Source organism: Syntrophaceae bacterium (assembly GCA_013177795.1).
Classification (GTDB): Bacteria; Desulfobacterota; Syntrophia; order Syntrophales; family UBA2192; genus UBA2192.
Genome location: JABLXY010000002.1, coordinates 887,235 through 912,689 on the forward strand (window position 1 = coordinate 887,235; position 25,455 = coordinate 912,689).

Here is a 25,455-nt window from a genome sequence, read left to right on the forward strand (position 1 = left end):
TGTCGCGTGTCGATCCGATAGAGAGTCAATCCGTCGCCGACGGCATCGCGTGCGGTGAGGCAGCTACGGGCACGTGGTCCCGAAGGCGCCCACCAGCGTGGCCAGGTCGTGGCCGTCCACGTCGCCGTCGCCGTTGTAGTCGCCGCTGCCGCTGAGGCCGTAGTTCGCGGCGAAGATGGCCAGATCCGCGGCGTTCACCTGCCGGTCGCCGTTGAGGTCCCCCGGGCAGGGGGCGGCGTTTGGGGCGATGGTGTAGGAGTAGGCAATGGTTCCGGCACTGGTATAATAATCGACTATGGCTTGCGTGGGCGTGATGGAAATGCGCAGATGGCCCACACTGGTCAACCGTCTGATCGTAATATAATCGCCATGATCGCCTTCGACATAAACGCCGCTGAATGCCGAAGCCGCGCCTGCCGAGGGAAGTGCCTGATAGACGATTCCGTTTCGCATCTCGTAGACATACTGGTGGTCGTGCCCGTGGAAGTAGGCGCTGACGCCGTTTTCAACCATGAACTGGTGAATCGGCTGCGTGCCGAAGAAGTCCGCATCGCGATGATCCGCGAAACCCTCCGTCCCGTTGGCGTTTTTCCCGCCCCACTCGAAATACCCAGCTGCTTGGGCACCTCCGCGCACATATCCGGGGCCTGCTCCGGAGATCCACAGGTTCGGGATCCCGCCGACCATCTGGTGTGAGAGAACAAACTTGTATTTTGCGGTGCTGTTCTGAATCACCTGCTTGAGCCAGTTGAACTGCTGGGCCCCCAGGGTCCAGCTCCACTGGTCACCCGTAACCGCGTCGTCGGATCCTTCACCTGCCACGGGAGTGTAAGGCAGATTCATCGTATACTGAAACGGGTCGATGACCACGAACAGCGCATCGCCCCATTCCCAGGCATAGTAGTTCTCCCGCAGCTCGTCGCCGTAGGTTGCCTCGTCGATCCTGGCCAGTGGGTCCGTGTTTCCTGAATAGAAGCCGTTGTTCACCGGTGTGGGGTAGTACGCCTTTCTGGCCTGGATGCTCGCCACGCCGATGCTGAAGGGCGTGTCATCCAGGTTCCAGCCCTCTTCGTTTTCGTGATTCCCCGATGCAAGGAATATTGGAACGGAATGACCGATGGCACCAAAGTACGACTGACCTCGGAATAGCAGATATCGATTGTTCACTGCAGTTTGTGAAGTTGTATTATCGGTATAGAAGGTGTCACCGAGGTCGATATTGAAATCCGGCGGGTCAGCAATGATTTGTTGCAGCACCTGCTGATTGAACGTGCCGTGCGCATCGGACGTTATCGTAAACGTGTAGGTGCTGCCCCGGGCGCGCTGCGTATGGAAGGAACGTTCGGCGCGTGTCACCCAGTCATCCATCGCGTCCCCGGGTGCATGGTAGCGCATCCGGTAGTAATACCTCGTGTTGGCGGTCAACCCGGTGAGCGTGACTTCGTGGGGCTGGCCGGCGGCTGCTGTCTGGTTGGGCGTCTGTCCCGAATAAACCCCCGGGGATGTTCCGTACTGGTAGTGATACTCGATGGTCGAGTCAGGAACAATGTTGACCGTGATGGAGGTGTTTGTCGGCTTGCCGAGCAGCTCCTCTCCCGTAAAGGTGATAGGGGTTGCCGCATAGAGCAGGCCGGGTGCGGAAGACAGGGCGAGGAGGCATACAAAAGAACACAGGAAAGTGAGGAATCTGGAAGCTCTCATGGGTATACCCCCTCGCGGCCCGATGCAGACCGCAGACGTCTTTCTGATTCGAACACGGCCCGGACAGAACCCGCGAAACCCCCTCATCCCCCTGATCGGGAAGAGGGAAGGAGGAGCCGGTTACTTCCTGAAACGGCGGCGGAAGGCCACCAGGCCCAGCAGCCCCGACCCGAGCAGCCACACCGCACCGGGGATGGGGGTGATGACGACGTTGTCAATGCCTATGATCTGGTCGGGCCTGAGGCCAATTGCGTTGTCATCCACCCACCGCAAGTACAAGTTTGTGCCCACATTCCATGCTGAATTCAAATTTATAACAGCATTGGTAATCGAATATACATTGTAGTCAAGACTACCGAGAGTGCCGTTTTGCGGGATATTTGCACTCGTAGGATTCAAGGCTGATACATTGTACCATGTAGCATTGGGGGCTAAGCTGAACGAATAGAAAAGCTGATAACCGGGGAGCGTTTCAACTGATGGTTCCGACGACAATGAGTTGTCCCAGCCGTTATGAAACTTAACGATATCGTAGCTCACAGTGATCCGGTTGAGAGCGCTGGCGGTATTGTTCGTAAGTTCAAGCTGGAAAGCCGCCCCGGCATTTGTGTCAGGCGAGCTGGATATCACGCGGTTGCCTGTGTCTGTCGAACGGGCGATGTTATACCATCGATTTTGACTGTAAGTGGTGCTACCAATGCCTGTGTCGAGCATCGCTGACGCTGCACTCTGGTTTGATGCAGACGTCATACTTTGAACACTTCCCGTACCTGTTGCCGGTATGTACGTACTCCAAGTACCGCCGCCACTGGTGTCGGAATAATAGAAGCTCCATCCGCTGGGCAGTGTGGTGCCACTCGTTCCTAAAGAATTAAAGTCCTGTGAATAGACGCCGGTAAATGAATATGCCTGTGCTGTCCCACTGGAAAACAGTAGAAACACCGCCGACACCGCAATGCACCATCCTGTTCTTTTTGTTGTTCTTTTCATTTCTTCCTCCCTCCGTTTATCGTTAAGGTTGAATCCACTTGCCATTCATTCTCGTGCCGGAGCCTCTTGTCGTTCCTTCTTGAAGAGGGAACGAGGAGGATTCTATTTCCTGAAGCGGCGACGGATCGCTGCCAATCCCAAGAGCCCTGTCCCTAACAACCAGACCGCGCCGGGGATGGGGACGGGTGCGGTCTCCATCTTTGCAACGGAGAACTCGTGCCGCTGGTTCAGCAGTGGCAGCCAGCCCGGCGCACGGAACGTGATGCTGCTCACCGGGACGCTGGAATCGATCATCAGCATCAGTTCCCCGTTCGTCCCGGGCGTCTGGTCGGGCAGTGCTTGGAAGCTGATCCAGGCGCCGGTTCCGTTCAACTGGTAGGCGCCCCGCTCGAGGTAGCCGCTTTCGTTGAAGAGATCCGTCAGGAGCACGCTCGAGAGCTGCACCGGGGCGGCGAAACCGATCCGGAGCCGCTCCACGCCCTCGATCTCGTCGTTCTCGTAACTGTACCGCACCCCGAGACCGTCGGTGCTGTCCCACCAGATGCGGGCCCCCGTCGGCAGGGCCGTCAGGGTGACCGTGTTTCCGCCGATGCCGGCGGCAAATGTCGGCTGGTTCATGGCGCCGCTGAATGCCGATGTCCTGAAGTCGACCGTCGAGGCGGTTGCCGTCCCGGCCATGAACAGGACCAGGATGGCCGCGATGGACGCATATTTCATGTCAGTTCTCCTCCGTTGGCTTTCTGCTTTCTGGAAGAGCGTGTCCGAATAAGGAAGCTCTCCGCAGTGCGGCTGTCGCTGCACAGCGAGTGTTGAATCTCAAGCAAACGCGTATTCAGTTACATCAATTCCCCCTTTCATCCCCCTTTTGCATAGGGGGAAGAGGGGGGATTTACTTCCGCATCCGGCGGCGCAGGGCCACGAGCCCGATCAGCCCGCTGCCCAGCAGCCAGGCGGCGGCGGGGATGGGGACGGCATTCGTCGCGGTGTAAAGCGTTCCATCAAGATAAGCGGTCTGGATGATTTGATAGGGTAAGTTGTAGAAACCAGAACTATGATCATCGCTGAGTAATTGAATATTTGTGAGGCTGAAGGTAGGTGTGCCCGTCAGCATTAAGACAACCCCGGGTTGCAGGTTGAGTGGATTTGCTTTTTCGCCATAAACGCCGTAGTTCGTCAGCATGATGTCCCACATTTTAATTGTCGTAGATGGAGGAATAACGATGTCGTTCGGTACCGCACCACCGGCAGATTGATACCTCACGGACAAGGTCAGTTGCTCGATAGGGTTGACACCAACGGACGTAAAGAGATCAAACCCGTCCAGCAGGTCAAAATTCAACGTATTGTCCACAGCGAAATACACGGTGGACGAAAAACCCGGCGTTGTGGTTAACACCAACATCAGAGCAATGATAAAGATTGCTGCAGGTTTTCGTGCCTTCATATCGATACCTCCTTGTCTCCGGGTAGAATTGACCATTAGTGTGTAAGTAAGTACTTGATGCAGCTGTTGTCCGCTCCGGTGATCAACCCATCACCATTACAGTCCATCCATGGATGGGCAACCCCGCCGTTCACCAAGTAATATTTCAACGCGCTGTTGTCCGCTCCGGTAATGTAACCGTCTCCATTCACATCGCCCCTCTGCCTGATGATGACCGGACCCCATCCGGTAGTGTCATCCCGCACAACGCCGCCCGTGGTGACGATGTTGTCGTAGGGGGGATGAGTCCTCCCGAGGGCTAATGCGATCCCAAAGTTCGTATCCGTCCCGGCCACCCTGTTGAACCGGGCCGTGCCCAGCAGGACCCGTGTGCCGGTAACCCCCGCTGTCGGATTGCCCGTGTCCAGCTTGCCGCCGATGAAGACGATACGCCCCGCAGTCGAGGTATCAGGATTCACGTAAGCGATCGGCGCCGCCGACGTCCCGAGGTACCAGACCGCTTGATTCTTTGTGGCGGATGTGACGGTGAGCTTCGTGGCGTCGTAGTAGAGCGTGACCCCATAGCTGCAAAGGGGAGTGCCCGAGATATCGGCATAGAGGTAAACAGCGAGATCCGTCGCCGTGTAGGCGCCTTCCGCGTAGATGGCAAGCTGCGCGAGCGCGGCGGACGGCAGTACAAGTAGAACCAATGCTGCCAAGATTACACCGGGTGATCTTCTCTTGCTTCTCATGCCCGTGGCCCTCCTTTATATTCTTCTCCGCCTCAGCGCTTGCGGCCGGTTCGCTCGTCAGTCTGCGGGACCGGATCGTAAACAAAACAGCCGGGTGCCCCTCTATGTGATTGAAGGCAACCCGGCTATCCTTGCGCGTTCCGGCCTGAGCTTTCCCAAGGACCCGTGGCTTTCCGTCCCCCGATTACTCGAGGTTTGGCTTTTTCTTCCCGTCCTTATGCGCTCCAGTTATGAAAGGCTTTGGATTTATGAATTTTTCCCCCGCTTAAACAGACTGGATGGAACGCCAAATGCGCCTCGGATGCATTACACACATCCAGTTCAACGATTGAAACAAGATACATCCCCCGTGCCAAAGAAATAACCTGTTGACATGACATGTCATTAGCCGGTCATGCGTTTTATCGGTCACGTTGAAATTGTAAACAGGAGCGACGGCTACTTTAAACGATTGCAACCAATTCAATGAAAGCTTATGAAAAATATGGATTTTATTGTTTGCCCCATTTTGTAAAAAAAACCGACGAAAAGCCGCATCTTGCCCTCCTGCAAATGACAAAGCTGTGCTTCACACGCTTAAAAAAGTGGATAGTCGGAAATAAAATGCAGGCGTTATGAAGAGCAAAAGCCCCGGCAAGACGGGCTGCGCCGTCTCCCGGGGCCTTCTTGGGGTTTCTGTCCGAATATCGCTACTTCTTTATACGGCGGCGGATGGCCACCAGGCCGATCAAGCCGCTGCCCAGCAGCCAGGCGGCAGGGGGAATGGGAACGGGCGCCGCAAATGTGCTTTCAGAAAACGCCCCGTTCAGCGCCTCGCCCTGTGCGAATGCCCAATTGTCCAGGCCGAAGGTGAAATTGGCGACGTAGTAGCCTTGGTAGGCGGGGTCTATCGTGTTTGTGTTCTGGAAAAGAGCCATGAAGGTTCCCGTCACGGATTCCGGGTGGTTGTGGGACTCGATCCAGCCTCCGGGCAACAGCATACCCTGCAGGCCGCCGAAGGTGATGTTGAGGTTGTAGTTGAGAAAGGTCCCGCGTGTCAGTCCGGCTTCGCCGCCCACGCCGGGGGCGTGCCAGAGACGGGCGTATTCGGCGGCGCCGGCATTCTGCCCGGTCACCTGGAGAGTGAAATCCCGGTAGTAGCCGCCCGACAGATTGCTGAAGTAACCGTTTGCGGAGGTGCTCGTGCCGCCCGTTTCGTCGTAGAGCTGAATGAAGCCCGTGTTGGTGTTGTTGGGGTTTCCCCAGCCGCTGTATTCGCCGTGCGACGGGTCCGTTGTGTAATACCATGCGGTCAGGAAGATGCTCGCGTTAGGCCAATAGTCGGGGGCGTTATTCGAAAAAAAGATGCCTGCATCCCGGAAGCCTGTGTTGTAGGGTGCCGCTGCGTCTCTTGCAGGGATCGCGTAGGTTCCGGTTGCATTGACCCCGCTCTGCGCGTCTGCGAGGGTTTCGTATCTCGTCACGGTTCCCGTGTATGAGACCCGGTCCGTGCCCGCAAAAAAGGCCGCCTGAGCGTTCGTGCCGATCAGAAGTGCAAGAAGCAGGGAAAACGTCAAAAAGCATCGCCGCATGATTGCTCTCCTTTGGAAATTCGAAAAGTTTCAGGGGTTGATCCGTGACTGCACGGGACTTTTTGTTATGGCGTCCTCGCACCTTCTGCGCGTTTCACGGGGAAGGGCACGGGGGTGCCTTTGTCTGACGCCGCCGCCGGACCGCCACCAGGCCGATCAAGCCGCTGCCCAGCAGCCAGGCGGCAGGGGGCAGCGGCACGGCGTTGACGGCGACGGCGTCGAGTGCCGGGCCGTAGGCGTCGGTCTCGAGGCTCTCGAAGACCAGGGTTGTTGCATAGGCGCGGGCCGTGAAGACGAACTCCCGCGTGTCCCAGCCCATGGCAGTGCGGGTCTTTCCCGTCGTGTCGAAGGCGTAGTCGCCGGAGCCGATGCCGATGGCCGTAACCCGGAGATCCTTAATCGCCTCACCGCCGTCGGGGTTGCCCGCCATGGCGAACGTCACCCGGTATGTCGTGCCGGGCACGGTGCCGAATTGCTGGGACAGCGATCCGGGGCCGTTGCCGCTGAGGTCTATGCTGCGGCTTCCCTCGGCGGGCTGCCAGTAGCTGTCGATCCAGTCGATGCTGTTGCCGCCGACGGCCCAATCGGAGAGTCTCATGTCCCCGTAATATAGGGTGCTGAAAACGCCGCCCGGGTAAGAGCCGTTCTCGAAGCTGCCGTTCAGGATGTCCGCGCCGGCAGGTGTTGCCAGCAGGGTGACGATGAGCGCGACGGTGAAGGGCTTCCGCATGGTTCTCCTCCTTGCATGTCGGGAAGCGCGGCTGACGCCGGTCGAAGGTTTACGCCTTGCCGCGGCATTGCGCGGCCGGTGCCTTCGCGCCGATGAATGCATCGGCGGGGGCCACGGTCGGATGTGAGATGCCCATTATCGAAGGGGAATGTTCCGAACGTCCGATCGGCCGCACCCGGTCAATCGGTTGCACCGTGCGGGGAATGTGCAAGAATTATGCGAAAATGGGTGTCAGAGGCCGGCCTGCGAGGTGGCCGGAAAGGCTCTCGGGGCGCGGGTTTCCATGAGCAGGGTGGGGGCCTTTCCGCCGTTCCGCGTGTCCGGCAGGCGGCAGGGGTCGGAAAGCTGACGCCGCACACCGGGGAACTGCCGATTTCGAGGTTCGATGGACACGGCGCCACGTGCCGTTGCCGCCGGCGGGAATCACGTATGAACCGGAAACTCTCCGATCATGGGTCTTTGGGGTCGTTCGGGAATCGGGACAGCAGCATCGTCACAAGGCCTGGTAGGTTTCGCCTGCGCTGCAAAAAAGAAGGCGGGGTTGCGGCCCCGCCTTCTTTCTTTCGGGTCGGGTGTGCGGGTTACCTCTTGAACCGGCGCAGCGCCACCAGCCCCAGCAGGCCCGAGACCAGGAGCCATGCCGTGGGCGGGACGGGGACCGGGGGACCGTAAAGGCCAAGGTGAGAGATCTCGCCCTTTTCCGTCCAGAAATTGATCAAATTAATCGTTTCTTTGCCGTCCCAATGCAGGGAGGTCAAATTGAACAGATACCACGAGGGTATGTGATTGCCATCTTTCACGAAGAGATAAATGGGGCCCCACGTGATGGCGGGCTGCGGAGCACCGGCCCACTTTATTTCTGCGGATTCGTTGTCGTTAGAAAAAGTAGTCGTGTAGGATGTTTGGTAAAGGCCTGTCGCAGGCGACGTGTTCGCGTCCTTTTTGTACAATTCAGAGAACACTCCGGTATACCCAACGATCGCCTTGATCGCATCGGCGTTCAGATTTGCGGTGCCTGTTCCTGCCCACCAGGTTGTTCCGTAACTGGGGTCGGAGCTGTAAAGCGGCGTATCGCTCCATGCATAGCTATGGGCATTTATAACAAGCGATGCGTTTGCCTGGCCGGCGGCAAAACTGAAAACCAGCGCTGCTGCCAAGAGGACCCCTATTTTCTTTTTCATTCTCCCTTCTCCTGCAAGCTGCATATTTTCCGTAAACGGTGCTTATTGCTCGGTGCTCACGCACGACAAAGAATCAGTTATGACGGTTCCGTGAGTTCTACCCGGTCTGAGAGGCCGCCGCGTTCTTCGGACCATTTCTTGAGTCTCACCTGATTATGGCCAACCCGCTCAGGTCCGCGCCCACCACCCGGACCGGTTCGGATGTTTCCATCTCCACATCGCCCCGCGCAATCGTGGGTGTAAGGCTGGGTTTCCGGTCAGTCGGCGGCAAACATCGCGCCCAGCCTGCCCCGCAGGCTAAAAGCATAAAAGGGCAACAGAACGTTCCCTCTATCCGCAGTCCATAAGGAGTAAGTGCCTGGCTCCCCTGCCCATGGGTACCCTTCGCGGTATTTTCCAGAAATCGGCCATGCGATAAAAGCATGTTTTTTTGTCCGGAAGTAGACTTTTCATAATGTCCGTTTCGCTGACCCTGACGCGGCCGCCCTGCAGCGCGGGAAGTTCAAGACAGCATGTGTTTTCTGTCTCTGTGGCTCCAGGAATTGGTTGCGCAGGTTGCACAAGGTGCAGTTTGCGCATCAAAACGCGCTAAAAAAATGCATAGGGTGAGCCAAGTTCTTAATACGTTGTTATTATTGAAAAAAGCATAAAATTGTCTTCCGGCCGTGACGCGGATTTGTAAAAAATATTTACATGATTGCGGCGTCTTTATGCCACTGATGCAACCAAAGTTATCAACAGCTTCGATTTCGCAAAAAAATTCCCATCGCTTCAGGAATGTAAAAGATGCCGACAAATACGGCTCTTCTTTCGGTTTGGCCGCCCCTGCCCCGGATGGCGCGAGAAAAATTTTGCACAAAAAGGGCGCTCACGGCGCCCTTTTTCGACTGACTATTTCTTGAATCTTCGCCTGAATGCGACCAGCCCGAGCAGGCCCGAGCCAAGGAGCCAGAGAGCCCCGGGGATGGGGACGGGATTGCCCTCCACGTTGATGCTGTATGTCCGTGGGCCGCCATCGCTGAAGAGGCTCAGGGCAAGCGTGCCGCCGATTCCCGGCGGTACGGCGCCCTCGGCGGGCCAGTACCAGTGCGTGTTGTTTCCGCCGTCAGAATAGCCGATCACTCCCCCCGGGGGGTAGTAATTATCCCCTTGGGCAATCTTGGGGTAATACCAGCCGATGATGTCGTTCTTCTGTACGGCAATCCCCGGCAGGTTGAAATGATAGAATCGGTCCCACTGGCTGACGGTTTCCATGGGGCTCATGCCGACGACAATGTAGTCTGACCCGCTCTGCCGAAAGATGACCAGCTGGACGTTCCGGGCTGACGAGTCCGGCTGTGACGGCTCGAGCTTGTAGTACTGCTTTGCATAGATGTTCCAGCCGGTGAGGGTCCCGTCCGCCGAAACCCTTGACGTCAGATCGACGAAGATGATGCCTGATGCCCCGTCGCGCGTCTCAGGGTTCTGGCTGAGCGGGTCCTGTCCGCCCATAATGAGCGCCGCCCCGGCCGTGACAGCGCCCAGATGAACCGCGGCGAGGGCCGCCAGGAGAATCCATACGTGATTGATGCGCCTCATGCGACCTCCTCCTTTGTGTATGCGTTGCGCCTCCCTCTCTATTCCGCTGATGCCGAAAAGCCGAATTGTTCGCGTTCCGCATGCGCCGGGCGGCGTGCTCTCCGGGGCGGTGCCGATACAGGCCGGTTGTCCGTTACCGGGTGCGGCGGCGCCCGATTACCACAAGTCCTACCAGTCCCGAGCCCAGGAGCCAGAGAGCGCCGGGGATCGGGACGACGTTGACGGCGACGGCGTCGAGTGCCGGGCCGTAGGCGTTGCTCTCGAGGCTCTCGAAGACCAGGGTCGTTACAGTGTTGCGGGCCGTGAAGACGAAATCCCGCGTGTCCCAGCCCATGGCAGTGAGGGTCTTTCCCGTCGTGTTGAAGGCGTAGACGCCGGAGCCAATGCCGACGGCTGTAACCCGGAGATCCTTAATCGCATCACCGCCGGCGGGGTTGCCCGCCATGGCGAACGTCACCCGGTATGTCGTGCCGGGCACGGTATCGAATTGCTGGGACAGCGACCCGGGGCCGTTGCCGCTCAGGTCTATGCTGCGGCTGCCCACGGCGGGTTGCCAGTAGCTGTCGATCCAGTCGATGCTGTCGCCGCCGACGATCCAACCGTTGATGGCGGTACTGCCGGCATACAGGGTGCTGAAGGCGCCCCCGGAATAGGTGCCGAGCTCGAAACTGCCGTTCAGGATGGCAGCGCCGGCAGGTGTTGCGATCAGGGAGACGAAGAGTGCGACAATCAGGAGCTTCCGCATGGTTTTCCTCCTCTGCTTATCGGGAAGCGCGGCTGACGCCGGTCGAAGATTTGCGCCTTGCCGCGGCATCGCGCGGTCCTGCTGCAGTCTATCCGAAATCGACGGCTGTGGATTGTACTCCGAACCTTCCGCGACGCATGCTAGCCAAGCGTTTCCGGAAAAGCAATACGGAAAAATCATGAAAATAGCGTTTCCGGCCTACGAAAAAAGCATGACTCGAATCCGGCCGTAACCGGCTCCCACGGCCTTTCATCCTCAGGCTGCATTCGGGCATCAGGAAAGAGCCGGACGGTCCGTCCCGCCGCCGGTTCACCCGCCGACGCACGGCCGGGCCCGGCGGTCTTCGGTCTCGTGATCGGTTGTCAGGTCTCGCTGGTCCAGGTGGAGTGTCCGATCGTCGAATCGCCTGCACCGTGGCGATTCAATGCACCGCTGTTTTGATACGCAAGAATCGTGCGAAAAAGGCGTCGGATGCGGTCAGGCGGGGTGGCCGGAAACTCTTGCTGGGCGCGGGTTTCCGGGCGCCTCAGGGGGCGGCGTTCGACCGGCACGCACGGCCCAGCGCGAAAAACGTCAAGGTATTGACAGAGAGCGGCTTCGGGGCGTCGGTTTCCCGTCGCATCGGGGACGCTGTTGACCAAGTTGACTGGCTATCCCGTCCGCACATCGGGGACGTTGGTAACAAATTAGACAAACTGCAGAAAGGGCGTGGGGCATGACTTTGTCTAATTAGTTGCCGACGTCCCCGGTCCTAGAACAGGCCGCCCAGGCTGCCGGCGTAGCCCGTCATCTCCACGTAGCCCTCGCAGGTGACGGGGCTGCCCCCGGAGGTTCCCCTCCCGTCGACGGCCCCCTCCCAGTAGGTCACGCCCGTCGAGCCCTCCGTGATCAATTCCTGGGCGGCGACGAGCGGCGCGAGCTGCAGGTCGATGCCGGCCGTGGGGATGCGGATGTGCCAGCGGCTGGGGTACTTCCCGCCGCTTCTCGGGCTCGTCCAGGTTGCGAGGGCCTCGACGCGGATCTCGTCGAGCGTCAGGTGCCTCGACCGGCCGTCGGCCTCCACGAGGGTGCCCGAGGATTCCTTTTCCACCGTACCGTCCTTCTTCCGCAGGAAGTACAGCATCAGGTCCCGGCCGTCGGAGAGGTGGATCGAGAACCAGTCCCAGCCGACCTGGTCCTTCGTGAGGGCGTTGGAGCTGAACTCCTGATCGAACCAGCTCACCCCCTGCACGGGCACGGGTCTCTGGGAGGCCGGCGTCCGGATCGTTCCCGCCGCGGCCAGGTCGGTGAAGGAATAGTAGTAGGAGGCCTGGCCCTTGCCGGGCCCCTTGCGGCTGAGGCCCCTGTCGCCATGGAGGACCAGAAGCTTGCGCGGCGCGAGATCGAGCGAAAGCTCCATCTCCCCGTGCCGCGCGCGGATCGCGATTCGGTCCCCCGTCATCCTGGCCGACCAGCCGAGGTTCCAGACGTTCATGCCGCCGGTCTGGGCGCCGGCAAGCCCCGGGCCCGACCGGGTGATCTGCTCGGCATAGTGGAAGGCGCCGTTGCGGGCGTCGGTGAGGGCGAAGTGCGCGGGGTAGAGATCGCGCAGCGACCAGGGGTTGCCGGGGTCGGAGGGCTTCATGCGCACGCCCTGCCGGAAGAAGGTGAGCTGGTAGCCGTAGCGGTTCCCCGCCGCGTCGCGCAGGTTTCCCGTGAAGTACCACCACTCGGTGCGGAACTCCGGGTGCGCGCCGTGGTCCCGCGGGAAGCTCCAGTGCCAGGGGCCGGCGGCCTGCCTCCAGTCCTCTGCGGCGTGCGCAGGGGTGCCGATGGGGAGGACCAGGGCGATGATCAGCGAGAAAAGGATGGGGAGCACGGGCAATATTGCAGACATCTCCGGCGGTCTGGCTCGCAATGTCCTTTTTCTTGAAAGGGATGATGTTGCTACTCGAAATCCGCTCTGCTCAGGCCGGATTGTCGAATGATGGACAGGAGGGTACCCGTCAGAATTTCTCTGTGGTCCGGCACGGGGACGGTTTTGGTTGTGGTCCAATCTTTTTTCTGCATCACGATGTGGCTTCCCCGACGCCGGACTTCTGAAAATCCGTGTCTCGCGGGGATCGCACAGACTTCTTTTCCGGAAAGGAGGGGGAGCTTAGGCAAGAGTTGCGACCTCTATGCTCGTGACGAATATCTCATCCTGGAACCGCTCGTTGATTTCTTCTTCGGAGGCACATTCCAGGAAAAGGGACACGGCCTCTTTGAGGTTCGCCTTGGCCTGTTCGATCGTTTCCCCCTGGCTGGCGATGTCGAACTCGGGGCACAGGGCCACGTAACGGCCCTTTTCCCCTTTCTCGATGATGGCAGTCAGCTGTCGTCTCATGTCTTTCTCACGCCTCCTTGCAGCCGAACGATAGCACGTCCGCGCGTCAGCGACAAGCGACTCGTTTCACTCCTCCCGGATCTGCATCTGCGGGTAGGTGCGGTGCACCTTCCAGATCGGGTAGAGCGCCGCGCCGACGCTGGCGGCCAGGGCCGTCAGGGCGGTCAGCGCGTAGGGCTGCCAGTCGGGGTAATAGAAGACCGTCCAGTTGAAGCTCCGCAGGTTGATGACGCGGATCAGCAGCAGGGCCAGCACGGTCCCCACGCCGGCGCTGAGCGCGAAGCTCACGAGCCCCATCCCGAGCGCCTCCAGGAGGGTCATGCGCGCCACCTGCCCCGTGGAGAACCCCAGGGCCCGGAGGATGCCGAGGTCGCGCTGCCGCTCGATGAACAGGGTCATCAGGGCCCCCGTGATCCCGAAAAAGGCGATGACGATCGCCAGGATCCGCATGGAGCGGGTGACGGCGAAGGTGCTGTCGAAGATTTCGAGGATGTTGCGGTGAAACTGCTCGCGCGTCAGGGCGGGCAGGCCCCGCGCGATCGCCCGGGCGCGGATGTCGTCGAGGATCTGCTTCCTGCGGGGCTCCGCGGGGTCGAGGAACACGGCGATGCTGTTGATGGTCCGGTCGCCGTAGAGCCCGATGTAGGTTGCGCGGTCCATCATGATGAGGCCGTGCTCCGTCGAGTAGTCGTAGAAGACGCCCTCGATGCGCAGCCCGACGGGGCCCGTCAGGCTCTCGAGGGTCACGACGCTGCCGGGGCGCGCGCCGAAGCTCCGGGCAAAGCTCTCCGAGACGATGACGTCGCCCCGCTTGACGGCTTCCCAGTGCTCGTCGCCGCCCTCGACCCAGCCGAACCGGGCGAAGCGCTGCAGCACGTCGGCCTTGATGCCCACGACGTGCACCGTGCGGCCGCGGTAGGGCACCTGCACCTTGCGGTAGGTGTCGACGCCGCCGACCCCGGGGATGTCCCGGATCTCCTCGTAGAACGCCTCGGGCACCTCCATGTCCGAGGCGTTGGACACGTAGAGATCGCCGCGCAGCTGGGTGCCCATCCACCAGATGAGCGACTCGCGGAAGCTGCCGATCATGGAGCCCAGGCCGATGGAGAGGGACAGGGCCACCATGAAGGCGGCCACGGCCACGCCGGTCCGGCCGAGGTTGCGGATGATGTTGCCCGCCGCGATCCGTCCGGGCAGGCGTCCCAGCGACCCCAGGAGCCTTGCCAGGAGCGGGTCGGCGAGAACCATGACGACGCCCGTCAGCAGGCTCAGGCCGAAGAGGAAGCCGAAGACCCCGGCGAAGGCGACGTAGATCCGCTTCGAGAAGAAGGCCAGCAGGACGATGCTCACGACCAGGACGGCCCCCCCCGCCAGGGCCGCGATCCAGGCCCGGCGGCGGTTCCCGCGGCCCCCCGAGCGGCCCCTCAGGGTGCGGACCGGGTCGGTGCGGGTGAGCTCCAGCAGGGGGTAGAGGCTTCCCAGGAGGCTCGCCCCGAGACCGACGGCGGCGCCGGCGGCCGGGACCCACCAGGACCAGGGCACGGGGGCGGGCCGCAGGAAGAAGTAGAGGGTGCTGATCGTGCCCCCGATGACGTCCGTGAGGGCCCGGCTCAGGAGGTAGCCCAGGAGCCCGCCCAGCAGGCCGCCGAGGATGCCGAACAGGGCGATCTCGGTGAGAAAGGCGAGCGCCACCTCGCCGCGGCTGGCCCCCAGGCTGCGCAGCACGCCCGCATCGCGGCGGCGGCTCACGACGGCGAACATGGCCGTGTTGTAGATCAGGAAGACGCTCACGAAGAGGGCCATGAGCGACAGGGCCTCGAGGTTGAGCCGGAAGGCGCCCACCATGGCGCCGAAGGTGTCCTGGCGCTGCCGCTTGGACTGGATGCGCCAGCCCTCCTGCCAGCGGGAGGCGAAGCCGCTCTCGTCGCCGAGAATGAGGTCGACGTGGTCGACCTTCCCGGCGAGGCCCAGGAGCTTCTGCGCGTGGGCGATGTCCATCAGGATCAGGGGTTCGCCCGAAGGGTTGGCGAAGGTCCCGATCACCCGGAGGGTTCCCTTCAGGGTGGGCAGCTCACCCCCTTTCTGAAGCCCGAGGCCGCGGGCAAGCTCCGCCTCGACCAGGACGGCCCGCTCGTCGGTGAGAAAGGCCAGCGAGTCCTCGAACGAGGCGCCGGGGTCCCGCTCGAAGGGGGCGCGGGAGAGCTCGGGGCGGATGGCCCGGTCGAGAAAGGGGTCGATGCCGAGGATGCGCACCAGGTCACCGTTTTCCAGCTTCAGGCGCCGCTCCACGACGGGGGCGAAGGAAACGACGGCCGGGTCGGCGGCGAGGTCGCGCAGGATCGACTCGTCCATGGGCCCGGCGAGACGCTCGAGGGTGTGGGAGGATTTGCCGCGGAGGAACTCCACGGCCTGGGAGAAGCTGGACAGGGCCGACTGCGCCGAGAGGGTCATCCCGATGACGGCGGCCACTCCGCAGGCGATTCCCAGAAGCTGCAGCAGGCTGAGGCTCCGGCGCCGGTAGAGGTAGCGAAGAAAGGAGCGGGTGACGGTGCTCAGTCGCATCGGTCGTCGTCCGTCACGACGCCGTCCACCATCTTCAGGATTCGGTCGGCGTACTTGCAGGCAAGCGGCGTGTGGGTCACCATGATGAGCGACATGGCGGCCTCCCGGCAGCGCTCCGTGATGAGCTGCAGGATCTGGTCGCCCGTCGCCGTGTCGAGGTTGCCCGTGGGCTCGTCGGCCAGGATCAGCGCCGGCTCCTTCACGATCGCCCGGGCGATGGCGACGCGCTGCTGCTCTCCGCCCGAGAGCTCATGGGGGTAGCGGCCCTCCTTGCCCTTGAGGCCCACGTTCTCCAGGGCCCGTTGTGCGGCCCGGGGGTCGGTCTTTCCGGCCAGCTCGAGGGCGAGGTACACGTTCTCGAAGGCCGTCAGGGTGGGCAGGAGATTGAAGAACTGGAAGATGAAGCCCAGGCGGGACCGGCGGAGCCGGGTGCGGCCGGATTCCCCGAGGTCCTCGAGGTTGCGGCCGTCGATTTCGATGAATCCCCGGGAAGGGCGGTCGAGGCCCGCGAGCATGTTCAGGAGGGTCGTCTTGCCGGAGCCGCTCTTGCCGAACAGGGCGACCACTTCCCCGGGGGCGACCTCGAGGTTCGCCCCGCGCAGGGCCTGGGTCACGACCTGCCCGTCCTCGCGGTATTCCTTCCAGAGGTCCACCACACGCACGATTGGGGACGTTGGTAACATATTACTCGCACCGGGGACGTTGTTTACTAATTAGAATAACTTTCGAAATGCCTGGGCTAGGCCGATTTATTCTAATTAGTAAACAACGTCCCCAATCTCATCTCAGATGTCTTTGAGGCGCAGGTTGGCGGGGGATCTCTCGATCGCCTCGCCGAAGGCCTCCAGGCTCTTCTCGAGGCGCTCCAGCTCCCCGGTCCGGGCCACGGGGATGAAATCAGCACCGCGGCGGTCCAGGGCATCCATCACGAACGCGACGGTCAGCTGGTCCGTGTCTCGCGCGGGGGCGTAGGCGGGCTCATCGCGGCCCTTGCGGTCCGCCTCGAGGAGGACCCCGCTTTCCCTCAGTTCCTCTAGGATGGCAGCCGTGAGGCCCCGGGGGATCTCGAGGCTCTCCGAGACCTCTCTTGCCGTAAGGGGGACCTCTCCCGCCGTGAACTTCCGGCTGATGTGGCTGACGATGCGCAGGGCCACGAGCCTGCGGAAGTGGTTGCTCGCCCGCCGTGCGTCGGGGCCGTACTCGAGGGCGTCGGCGTTCTGGTGGACGCAGGAGATCTCCGCGCCGGCCAGCACGATGATCCAGCTGAGCTGAAGCCACGCGAGGAAGAGGGGCAGGGCGGCGAAGCTGCCGTAGATGGCGTTGTACTTGGCCACCCCCACCTGGAACTTCACGTAGACGAGCTGGACGACGACGTGGGCGGTGCCGGCGATCACTCCGGCCAGGATCCCCGATTTCCTGTCCACCCGGCGGTTGGGCATGAAGAGGTACAGGAAGCTGAAGAGCACCCACATGGTCACGAAGGGGGTGAGCTCCAGGAAGAGGACCACGACGGGGCCCAGGAACCCCAGGACGTCGAACCTCCCGGTGATCGCGGCCAGCTGCGTGGTGACGAAAACGGTGGCGCTCCCCGACAGGACCAGCAGCACGGGGGCCACGAGCATGACGGAGAGGTAGTCCGTGATCTTGCGGGCCAGCGTCCGGTCCTCCTTCACCGACCAGATGTCGTTGAAGGAGTTCTCGATGTTGCCCAGGACCTTGATGATCGTCCAGAACAGCAGGATGACGCCCACCCCGGCGATGAGGCCGCCCTTCGTGTTCTCGAGCAGCGAGTTGGCGAAGCCGAAGACCTCCAGGAGGACTTCCTCCTGCCCCTCGAAGCGCTCCAGGATCTTTTCCTGCAGGACTTTCTCGAACTCGAAGCCCTTGGCGATCCCGAAGGCCATGGCCACGACGGGGACGATCGAGAGCAGCGAGAAGAAGGTCAGCGCCGAGGCCCTCAGCCTGCAGCGGTGCTCCTGGAAGGCCTGGGCGGCGGCGAGAAAGATCCGCAGGTACCGGACGGCGAAGGCCTTCAGGGGCGGCAGGTCCCGCGCGCGGATCCGCCAGATGTCCTGCTCGACGAACTTCCTCACCTTCGCGAACATGGCCCCGTCCCCCTTGTCCGCCGGGACGCATGCCCCGGGCTGTCCCTGTTTAGCACAGCACGCCGCGAAGGTAAAGAAAGCGGCGGGCCATCAGTAGTTCTCCGCCAGGATTTCGTAGTGGGCCTTCGGGTGGCGGCAGGCGGGGCAGACTTCCGGCGCCTCGGGGCCCTCGTGCACGTAGCCGCAGTTGCGGCAGTGCCACTTGACGGCCGTCTTCTTTTTGAAGACCTCGCCTGCCTGCACATTGGCCAGGAGCTTGCGGTAGCGGGCCTCGTGGAATTGCTCGACCTCTGCGATCTCGCGGAAGGAGTGGGCGATCTGCGGGAACCCCTCCTCGCGGGCCACGCGCTCGAAATCGGCGTAGAGCGTGGACCACTCGAGTTTCTCCCCTTCGGCGGCGGCCAGCAGGTTCGCCGCCGTGTCGCCGATCACGCCCGCCGGGTAGGACGCCGTGATTTCCACCTCGCCGCCCTCGAGGTGCTTGAAGAACACCTTGGCGTGCTCCTTCTCGTTTTCGGCCGTCTCCAGGAAAATGGCCGCGATCTGCTCGTAGCCTTCCTTCCGCGCCGCACTGGCGAAGTACGTGTAGCGGTTTCGCGCCTGCGACTCGCCGGCGAAGGCCGCCAGCAGGTTCTTCTCCGTCCTTGTTCCCCTGACCGATTTTGCCATGATGCCGCGTTCCTTTCGATGGGTTGTCGCAATGGGGATAACATAACGCATGCCCGGGACAAGTCAAGAAGCAACCGGGCCGGCATGAGGCACGGAACTTGCTTGACATCAGGTCAACCCAACCACCTCCTTTCATCTCCTTCGGGGCAGGGCGGCACACCCTGCCCCACTTTTTTCCCCTGTCCGGCTCAAAACCATGGACCTGCGCCGTGTATGCCTGTACAATCCGGGCAGCGGCCTTCGCCCCTGCTGCCAGGGGTGTTTCCGGCCACACCCCCTGCTTCGAAGGGAGCACGAGCATTGAGCGACGAAAAGAACCGGCCGGGCCCGCCCGATGCCCCGGGGGCCTCAGCCCGGCTCATCATCGCCACCACCATCGGCAACGCCCTCGAGTGGCTCGACTTCAGCGCCTATGCCCTGTTTGCCGTCTTCATCGCAAGGGAATTCTTCCCCGCCGAAAGCGAGCTGGCCTCCCTGCTGGCCGTTTTCGCGACCTTTGCCGCCGGGTTCGTCATGCGGCCGGTGGGGGCCCTGGTGCTGGGGAGCTACGGCGACCGCGCAGGCCGCCGGGCGGCCCTGAGCCTGACGATCCTCCTGATGGCGCTGGGGACCGCCATCATCGCCTTCACGCCGGGCTATGCGACGATCGGGGCGGCCGCGCCCGTGCTGATCGTCCTGGCCCGGCTGCTCCAGGGGCTTTCGGCCGGCGGCGAGATCGGCGGCGCCGTGGCCTTCCTGATCGAGCATGCCCCCGCGGGCAGCAGGGGCCGCTATGTGTCCTGGCAGCAGGCGGGCCAGGCCGGGGCGTTTCTCCTGGCGGGCCTGTCGGGGCACCTCGTGACCAACCTGCTCACGCCCGAGCAGGTCCAGGCGTTCGGCTGGCGGCTGCCCTTTGTCTTCGGCCTCTCGATCGCCCCGGTGGGGTTCTACATCCGCTGGAAACTCGACGAGACGCCGCTGTTCGACCGATACCGGAGGCGGAGCCCCGCCCGGGCGTCCACGCCGGTGCGCGACCTGTTCCGGGGGCACCTGCGGCCGCTGCTGCTCGGCATCGCACTGGTCGCCGTGGGCGCCGTCTGCAACCACCTGGCCAACTACATGCCGACCTACCTCATCCGCGAGCTCAAGATGAGGCTCTCGAGCGCCTACATCGGGCTGCTCGTCTTCGGCTGCGCCCTGAGCCTCGCCCCCCTGGTCGGCGCCTGGTGCGACCGGGCGGGCCGGAAGCCGCTGATGACGGCGGCCGCGCTCGGGATGCTGATCGCCGCCTACCCCTCCTTCTGGGTCCTCAACCGGTGGCCGGGCGAGCTCTCCCTGGTCCTCGTGCAGTTCGTCCTGGGGCTGCTGCTGGTCGTCTACGCAGTGCCGGCCTACGCCGTCGGGGCCTCGCTCTTTCCCACGCCGGTCCGGACCACGGGGCTCGCGATCGTCTACAGCGTGGGCGTCACGGTGTTCGGAAGCCTGACCCCGATGGTGGGCACGGTGCTGGTTGCGCTGACGGGCGACCGGCTGGCGGTCGCCTGGTGGTTCATCCTGGCGGCCCTCATCAGCCTTGCGGCCCTTGCGCTGCTGGACGACCGCGCAAGCGAAAAACTGGATTGATAGCGGGGGACGTTGTTTACTAATTAGAATAACTCAGCGCAACACCACAACCCCCGAACCGAGTTATTCCAATTAGTAAACAACGTCCCTGGTCTGGAGGATGATATGGCGTATGACAGATCGAAGGGGCGGGCGGAGTGGATCACCGCGCTGATCCGGGACTGGGTCAATACCTCGCCGGAGAACACGCTGGGGAACGAGGCAGGCGACCGGGCCTGGGACGACCCGCTCGTCGGGTTCTCCCGCGGCGACGACCCGTACTGGGAATCCTTCAAGGAGCACGTGGGCCCCTTCCACTGGACCCCGGCGGAGGCCTTCGCGCAGGCCTTTCCGGGCGGCGGCGCGGGGCCGGAGAGGCTCACGGTGGTCAGCTGGGTGCTGCCCCAGATGAAGAAGACGAAGATGGAGACGAGAAGGGAAACGACCTACCCGCCCGAGAGCTGGGCGCGGGCCCGGTTCTACGGGGAGGCGGTCAATGAGAAGCTCCGCAGGCACGTCGTGGCGGAGCTGGGGAAGGCGGGCATCCGGGCCGCGGCGCCGGTGCTGCTGCCCGGGTTTTCCCGCATGCCCTCGGAGAGGTTCACGTTCGCCTCGACCTGGTCCGAGCGCCACGCGGCCTTCGTGTCGGGGCTGGGGACCTTCGGGCTCTCCGACGGCCTCATCACCCCGCGGGGGAAGGCCATGCGCGCGGGGTCCGTCATCGCCGAGATCGAGGTCCAGCCCACGCCCCGGCCCTACAGGGGGCACCGGGACTGGTGCCTGTGGTTCAGCCGCGGGACCTGCAGGAAGTGCGCGGCGCGGTGTCCCGTGGGGGCCCTCTCGGAGAGGGGGCACGACAAGATCCTCTGCTCGAGGCATGTCCACGAGACGTGCAAGGCGGTCATCGCCGAGCGCTACGGGTTCGCGGGCTACGCCTGCGGCCTCTGCCAGACGGCGGTCCCCTGCGAGTCGCGAATCCCCGCCGCGGAGGACGGCGGCTGAAGGGCCGGCGGCCGTGACAGGGAGAGGGGGCCGATCCGGGGGACCGGCGACGCGCGTCCTGTTCAGGAGGGCACGCCGGGGCGTACCAGGGCCGCCAGCCGCTCGACGGCGGGTTCTACAAGGGCGAGGGTCTCCGGCGAGAGGGACCGGCGGAAGTCGAAGTCGCGGCCGCGGACCGAGACGAGGTGCCCCTCGAGGTCGCGGCCGTGGATGGCCTTGTAGAAGGCCAGCAGCGTGGACGGGCTCATGTGGTGGGTGAAGGTGAGGCCGGCATCCTCCGCCGAGACGGGCGCGCAGTACACGTCGCCCAGCGCGGGGTCCACGTGGGCGTCCACGAAGAGGACGCGGCCGTAGCCCTCGAGCAGGTCCATCATCTCCGGCACGAGCTGGCCGATGAAGACGGAGTCCACCGAGAGGCCGAGCCGCTCGAGGCCCGTGTCGTCCTCCGCGAGGGCGGCCTGCCCCAGGCGCCGCCGGAAGGCGTTGACCACGTGAAAGGCCACGCCGTCGTCGGCGCGGTCGAGGTTGCCGAAGCCGATCACCAATGTCCGGTCCATGGGATTTTCCCCGGCCCGCGGGAATGCAGAAGCGGGCGGGCGCCCTGCGCCCGCCCGCCTTCGTCCCCTCCGCCGCGGCCTCAGCGCGAGATGCGGTCCAGCACGGTCCCGTCCGCGGCCACCAGGGTCACCTCCAGGGGCATCTTGCCGATGGCGTGGGTGGCGCAGGACAGGCACGGGTCGTAGCAGCGGATGGCCGCCTCGACGCGGTTGAGCATGCCCTCGCTGAGCCTGTTGCCGTTCACGAAGGCCTTCGCCACCGCGCCCGCTGCCGTGTGCATGGCCCAGTTGTTGTTGCCCGTGGCCACGATCAGGTTCACCCGGGTCAGGATGCCGTTCTCGTCGGTGCTGTAGTCGTGGATGAGCGTTCCCCGGGGGGCCTCGATGACGCCCACGCCCTGGCCGGGCAGCTGGTCCTTGGGATACGCGCGGACGTCCCGGGACAGGATGTCCGGGTCGTCCAGCAGCTGCCCCGTGCGCTCGAGCGCGTAGACCAGCTCGATCATCCGGGCGTAGTGGTAGTACAGGGACCCCTCGACGGGCTTGCCGCCGTTGACCGTCCTGAACTGCCGGAAGGCCTCGTCGGCCAGGGGGGTGCCGATCTTGTCGATCACGTTCATGCGCCCCAGGGGGCCCACGCGGTAGAACCCCTGCGGGAAGCCCTGCTTGCGGTAGTAGGGGTGCTTGAGGAACGACCAGGGCTCCACGTGCTCCCCGATGTGGGAGAGGTAGGCGTCCGCCTTGAACTGGGCCAGGAACCTGCCTTCGGCGCTCTTCACGCGGATCTCGCCGTCGTAGAGCTGAAGGCCGCCTTCCTCGTCGACGAGGCCCATGTAGTTGGACGGGAACGCCGCGAAGGTGTCGGCCAGGGCCTTGTTCTGCTCCAGCCATCCCCGCGCGATGCCCAGGGCCACCTTGCCGATCCCGGTCATCTCGCCGAGCTCGGAGGCGATGGCATCGCGGTCCGCGACCGTCAGGGGGGCGTTGACCCCTCCCGGGACGCAGAGGTTGGGGTGGACGCGCTTGCCGCCCCCCAGGCGCTGGATGATCTGCTGGCCGTACCGGCGCAGGTGCACGGCCTTCACCGCGAGCTCGGGGTTCGCCTTGATGATGCCGAAGACGTTGCGGTCCTTCGGGTCGGCGTCGAACCCCAGAATCAGATCGGGAGCGGCCAGGTGGAAGAAGTGCATCCCGTGCGACTGGATGATCTGCCCCATGTGGATCAGCTCGCGCAGCAGCTTCGCCGGGCGGGGGGGCTCCACCCGGGCCACCCCGTCGCAGGCCTTCGCGGCCGCCAGGTGGTGGCTCACCGGGCAGATGCCGCAGATGCGCTGGGTGATCTGCGGCATTTCGAGGTAGGGGCGGCCCTCGGTGAACTTTTCCAGCCCCCGGAACTCGTCGACGTGGAAGAAGGTCTGGTCGACGTCGCCCTGCTCGTTGAGGTGGATCGTCACACGCCCGTGTCCCTCGATCCGGGTCACGGGTTCGATGGTTATCTTCCGAGCGTTCATGGGTTGTACTCCTAGTCGTATTTGAAGTATTTCGGGGGCAGGACGACGGGCGTGCGACCGGCGAGCAGCTCCGAGAGCGCGTAGAACAGCGCGTCGGCGCTCGGCGGGCACCCGGGGATGAACAGGTCGACCTTCACCACCTTGTCGACGCCCACGACCTCGTCCAGCGGCGTGCCGAGCTCCGGGGAGTCGGGGATGAGGCCGCCCACGTTGCTTTCCGCCTCGAGATAGGCCCGCTTGAGGGCCTCCTTCGTGCCGCAGAGGTTGCGCATGGCCGGCACGCCGCCGAAGGTGGCGCAGTCGCCGATGGCGATGAGGATCTGGCAGCGCTCGCGCATCTGCTTGGCCACCTCCACGTTGTGGGAGTTGCAGATGGCCCCCTCGAGGATGCCCACGGTGACGCCTTCCTTGGGCGGGTGCTTCAGGTCCGTCACCGGGCTCGAGGTGAATTCGGCCTTCTCCAGCAGCTGCAGGATGCGGTCGTCGATGTCGAGAAAGGACATGTGGCACCCGGCGCAGCCGGCCAGCCAGTCCGTGGCGATCGTGATTTTCGACATGGAAGGGTCTCCTTTCACTTCAGTTCCTTTGCGGCGCGGGCCGATATTTCCTTGAAGGATGCGCCGAGTTTCTTCCCCAGCCTGTCGGCCAGCTGGGAGAGGATTTCCCAGTCCGCCAGGGCCTCGCCTTCGGGCTCCACGGCCCGCTCGGCCTTCAGGACAACCCCCTCCATGTTGATGAGGGTCCCCTCGCGCTCGCACCAGACGGCCGAGGGCAAGACCACGTCGGCCCGCTCGGTGAGCGGCGAGGCGTAGCTGGCCTGCGCGACGACGAAGGTGCTCTTGCCGATCCGCTCGAGGACGTCGCCGCTCATGTCCTGCTCCCCCATCATCGCGTAGAGCACCTTGGCGGCCTGAGGCTTGAAGCCGTTGTGGATCCCGAAGGCCAGGGCGCCCCGCGTGTTCACGCCGGGCTCCAGGGCCAGGAAACGGGCCTTCTTCCCGAGCTTCTTGAGGGTCTTGGCCGCCTTCTCGGTCAGTCCGGTCCCGAAGAACACGGTCACATTCTCGGCGTCGTCGGCCATCTCGACGGCTTTCGCGATGTCGGCGAGGCCCAGGGTCACCTCCGCGTACGGGGCAAGCCCGTTGTCGTTGTCGTCGACGACGATGAGGCGCATCCCCTTGTCGACGAGCCGCTTGATGCGGAACGAGGCGACGGGCTGGTCCTTGGCGGGGTCGGCCCCGACGAGCAGGATCATGCCGCTGCCGACGAGTTCCCCGAAGGTGCCCGGCTTCTTGCCGATCCAGTCGGGCGCGGCGCCGGAGAGCAGGCCCACGTTCTTCGCCTTCAGCTCCTTGAGGAAGATCCGGCCTGCGAGGTAGAGGGCCTCGTTGGTCGCGTCGCCCGAGACGAGCAGGGCGATTTCCTTGGCCTCGGCGTCCTCGAGCTGCCTGGCGACGGTCTTGAGGGCGTCGCCCCAGCCGGCGGGCTCGAGCTTCCCCTTCCTCCGGATCAGGGGCTGGGTGATCCGCCTGCGCTCCTCGTAGAGCGGGTCGAAACGGCCGGCCTTGCAGAGCAGGCCGCCGCTGACGGCGCAGTCCCAATCCCCCTCGATGCGCAGGACGTTGCCGGCCCGCGTCACGATCCGCGTGCCGCAGCCGACGCTGCATCGGTTGCAGACGCTCCGGACGCGCTCCGTCTGGTCGCCGCGTCCCATGAAGGAACTCCGCCGGTCGATGAGGGCGCCCGTGGGGCAGACCTGCAGGCAGGTGCCGCAGGAGATGCAGGTCGATTCGCCGAAGGGCACGTTGGCGTCGGCGTGGATCATCGACTCCGCCCCCCGCTGCCTGAGCCCGAGGGTGTGGTTGGCCACGAGATCGCCGCATGCCCTCGCGCAGCGCTGGCAGAGCACGCAGCGGTTCTGATCCATGATGAAGTACTTGCGCGTGGCGTCCACGGGGAACGGCTGGGTGTAGGTCGGGTAGACCCAGTGGTCGATCCCGTAGCGGTAGCCGAGGTTCTGCAGCTCGCAGTCGCCGCTCGTCTCGCAGAACGGGCAGTAGTGGTTGCGCTCGGAGAACAGCATGTCGAGGATGAGCTTCCGGGCGGCCACCACGCGGGGGGACTCCGTCTCGATCTCCATGCCCTCCGAAATCGGGAACGCGCAGGCCGCCTGCAGGTTGCGCTGTCCCTTGACTTCGACGACGCAGATCCGGCAAGCCCCGATCGGCTGCAGCGCCCGGTGATGACAGAGCGTCGGGATGTCGATGCCGGCCTGACTGGCGGCCTCGAGGACCGTGGCGCCCAGCGGCGCCAGCACCTCGCGGCCATTGATGATCACTCGTATCTTTGCCATCTCTCGCCTCTCCTTTTTCTCAAAGGCTGTCGCAAGGCACCGGGGGCTGCGATGCACGCCGGGGGCCTGCCCGGTGTCG

Annotated in this window: 23 protein-coding genes and 1 riboswitch; of the genes, 2 read left to right on the forward strand and 21 right to left on the reverse strand. The window is 63.4% G+C overall.

Annotated features, from left to right (window positions below; translation table 11 throughout):
• Nucleotides 1–63: 63 nt before the first annotated feature.
• The 17 genes from HPY67_09175 to HPY67_09255 all read right to left on the reverse strand — a co-directional run bounded on the left by HPY67_09175 (nucleotide 64) and on the right by HPY67_09255 (nucleotide 18,372).
• On the reverse strand, nucleotides 64–1,701 hold the full coding sequence (locus tag HPY67_09175; GenBank protein ID NPV04889.1) for a hypothetical protein: 1,638 nt from the start codon (nucleotides 1,699–1,701) through the stop codon (nucleotides 64–66).
• Nucleotides 1,702–1,821: 120 nt separating this feature from the next.
• Nucleotides 1,822–2,691, reverse strand: coding sequence for a hypothetical protein (locus tag HPY67_09180; protein ID NPV04890.1), 870 nt, complete (start codon nucleotides 2,689–2,691; stop codon nucleotides 1,822–1,824).
• Between the two features lie 102 nt (nucleotides 2,692–2,793).
• Nucleotides 2,794–3,408, reverse strand: a complete 615-nt coding sequence (locus tag HPY67_09185; GenBank protein ID NPV04891.1) for a VPLPA-CTERM sorting domain-containing protein — start codon at nucleotides 3,406–3,408, stop codon at nucleotides 2,794–2,796.
• 172 nt (nucleotides 3,409–3,580) lie between these two features.
• Nucleotides 3,581–4,135, reverse strand: coding sequence for a VPLPA-CTERM sorting domain-containing protein (locus tag HPY67_09190; protein NPV04892.1), 555 nt, complete (start codon nucleotides 4,133–4,135; stop codon nucleotides 3,581–3,583).
• Between the two features lie 35 nt (nucleotides 4,136–4,170).
• Nucleotides 4,171–4,866, reverse strand: coding sequence for a hypothetical protein (locus tag HPY67_09195; GenBank protein ID NPV04893.1), 696 nt, complete (start codon nucleotides 4,864–4,866; stop codon nucleotides 4,171–4,173).
• 112 nt (nucleotides 4,867–4,978) lie between these two features.
• Nucleotides 4,979–5,076, reverse strand: a riboswitch (cyclic di-GMP riboswitch).
• Nucleotides 5,077–5,555: 479 nt separating this feature from the next.
• Nucleotides 5,556–6,437 (reverse strand): VPLPA-CTERM sorting domain-containing protein, encoded by an 882-nt coding sequence (locus HPY67_09200; GenBank protein NPV04894.1) that lies wholly within the window; start codon nucleotides 6,435–6,437, stop codon nucleotides 5,556–5,558.
• Between the two features lie 94 nt (nucleotides 6,438–6,531).
• Complete coding sequence (locus tag HPY67_09205) at nucleotides 6,532–7,167, reverse strand: choice-of-anchor C family protein (protein ID NPV04895.1); 636 nt, start codon at nucleotides 7,165–7,167, stop codon at nucleotides 6,532–6,534.
• Between the two features lie 581 nt (nucleotides 7,168–7,748).
• Nucleotides 7,749–8,348, reverse strand: a complete 600-nt coding sequence (locus tag HPY67_09210) for a hypothetical protein (protein NPV04896.1) — start codon at nucleotides 8,346–8,348, stop codon at nucleotides 7,749–7,751.
• 891 nt (nucleotides 8,349–9,239) lie between these two features.
• Nucleotides 9,240–9,926, reverse strand: a complete 687-nt coding sequence (locus tag HPY67_09215) for a hypothetical protein (GenBank protein ID NPV04897.1) — start codon at nucleotides 9,924–9,926, stop codon at nucleotides 9,240–9,242.
• Between the two features lie 133 nt (nucleotides 9,927–10,059).
• Entirely contained in the window at nucleotides 10,060–10,671 is a 612-nt protein-coding gene (locus tag HPY67_09220) for a choice-of-anchor C family protein (protein ID NPV04898.1), read from the reverse strand.
• 751 nt (nucleotides 10,672–11,422) lie between these two features.
• Nucleotides 11,423–12,529, reverse strand: coding sequence for a carotenoid 1,2-hydratase (locus HPY67_09225; protein NPV04899.1), 1,107 nt, complete (start codon nucleotides 12,527–12,529; stop codon nucleotides 11,423–11,425).
• A 68-nt stretch (nucleotides 12,530–12,597) separates the two neighbouring features.
• The gene (locus tag HPY67_09230) at nucleotides 12,598–12,816 is read right to left on the reverse strand and encodes a type II toxin-antitoxin system HicA family toxin (GenBank protein ID NPV04900.1); all 219 of its coding nucleotides are present in this window, start codon (nucleotides 12,814–12,816) and stop codon (nucleotides 12,598–12,600) included.
• A complete protein-coding gene (locus tag HPY67_09235; GenBank protein ID NPV04901.1) occupies nucleotides 12,809–13,036 on the reverse strand; it encodes a type II toxin-antitoxin system HicB family antitoxin in 228 nt (75 codons plus the stop codon). The genes HPY67_09230 and HPY67_09235 overlap by 8 nt, the downstream gene beginning before the upstream one ends.
• Before the next feature lie 66 nt (nucleotides 13,037–13,102).
• Nucleotides 13,103–15,598: an FtsX-like permease family protein gene (locus HPY67_09240; protein ID NPV04902.1), complete on the reverse strand. Its 2,496-nt coding sequence runs from the start codon at nucleotides 15,596–15,598 to the stop codon at nucleotides 13,103–13,105.
• Nucleotides 15,589–16,281, reverse strand: a complete 693-nt coding sequence (locus HPY67_09245; GenBank protein ID NPV04903.1) for an ABC transporter ATP-binding protein — start codon at nucleotides 16,279–16,281, stop codon at nucleotides 15,589–15,591. The genes HPY67_09240 and HPY67_09245 overlap by 10 nt, the downstream gene beginning before the upstream one ends.
• Before the next feature lie 102 nt (nucleotides 16,282–16,383).
• Complete coding sequence (locus tag HPY67_09250) at nucleotides 16,384–17,703, reverse strand: YihY family inner membrane protein (GenBank protein ID NPV04904.1); 1,320 nt, start codon at nucleotides 17,701–17,703, stop codon at nucleotides 16,384–16,386.
• A 90-nt stretch (nucleotides 17,704–17,793) separates the two neighbouring features.
• Entirely contained in the window at nucleotides 17,794–18,372 is a 579-nt protein-coding gene (locus HPY67_09255) for a rubrerythrin family protein (protein NPV04905.1), read from the reverse strand.
• A 213-nt stretch (nucleotides 18,373–18,585) separates the two neighbouring features.
• Here HPY67_09255 and HPY67_09260 point away from each other — a divergent pair, with 213 nt between their 5' ends.
• Nucleotides 18,586–19,974, forward strand: a complete 1,389-nt coding sequence (locus HPY67_09260) for an MFS transporter (GenBank protein NPV04906.1) — start codon at nucleotides 18,586–18,588, stop codon at nucleotides 19,972–19,974.
• A 105-nt stretch (nucleotides 19,975–20,079) separates the two neighbouring features.
• On the forward strand, nucleotides 20,080–20,955 hold the full coding sequence (locus HPY67_09265) for an epoxyqueuosine reductase (protein ID NPV04907.1): 876 nt from the start codon (nucleotides 20,080–20,082) through the stop codon (nucleotides 20,953–20,955).
• A gap of 62 nt (nucleotides 20,956–21,017) precedes the next feature.
• Here the strand turns inward: HPY67_09265 and HPY67_09270 are convergent, their stop codons facing one another.
• From HPY67_09270 to HPY67_09285, 4 genes are all read right to left on the reverse strand, one after another.
• Nucleotides 21,018–21,512: a hydrogenase maturation protease gene (locus HPY67_09270; protein ID NPV04908.1), complete on the reverse strand. Its 495-nt coding sequence runs from the start codon at nucleotides 21,510–21,512 to the stop codon at nucleotides 21,018–21,020.
• Nucleotides 21,513–21,592: 80 nt separating this feature from the next.
• Nucleotides 21,593–23,023: a Ni/Fe hydrogenase subunit alpha gene (locus HPY67_09275; protein ID NPV04909.1), complete on the reverse strand. Its 1,431-nt coding sequence runs from the start codon at nucleotides 23,021–23,023 to the stop codon at nucleotides 21,593–21,595.
• 11 nt (nucleotides 23,024–23,034) lie between these two features.
• Nucleotides 23,035–23,580 (reverse strand): NADP oxidoreductase, encoded by a 546-nt coding sequence (locus tag HPY67_09280; protein NPV04910.1) that lies wholly within the window; start codon nucleotides 23,578–23,580, stop codon nucleotides 23,035–23,037.
• 14 nt (nucleotides 23,581–23,594) lie between these two features.
• Nucleotides 23,595–25,376 (reverse strand): molybdopterin-dependent oxidoreductase, encoded by a 1,782-nt coding sequence (locus HPY67_09285; GenBank protein ID NPV04911.1) that lies wholly within the window; start codon nucleotides 25,374–25,376, stop codon nucleotides 23,595–23,597.
• Nucleotides 25,377–25,455: the final 79 nt, after the last annotated feature.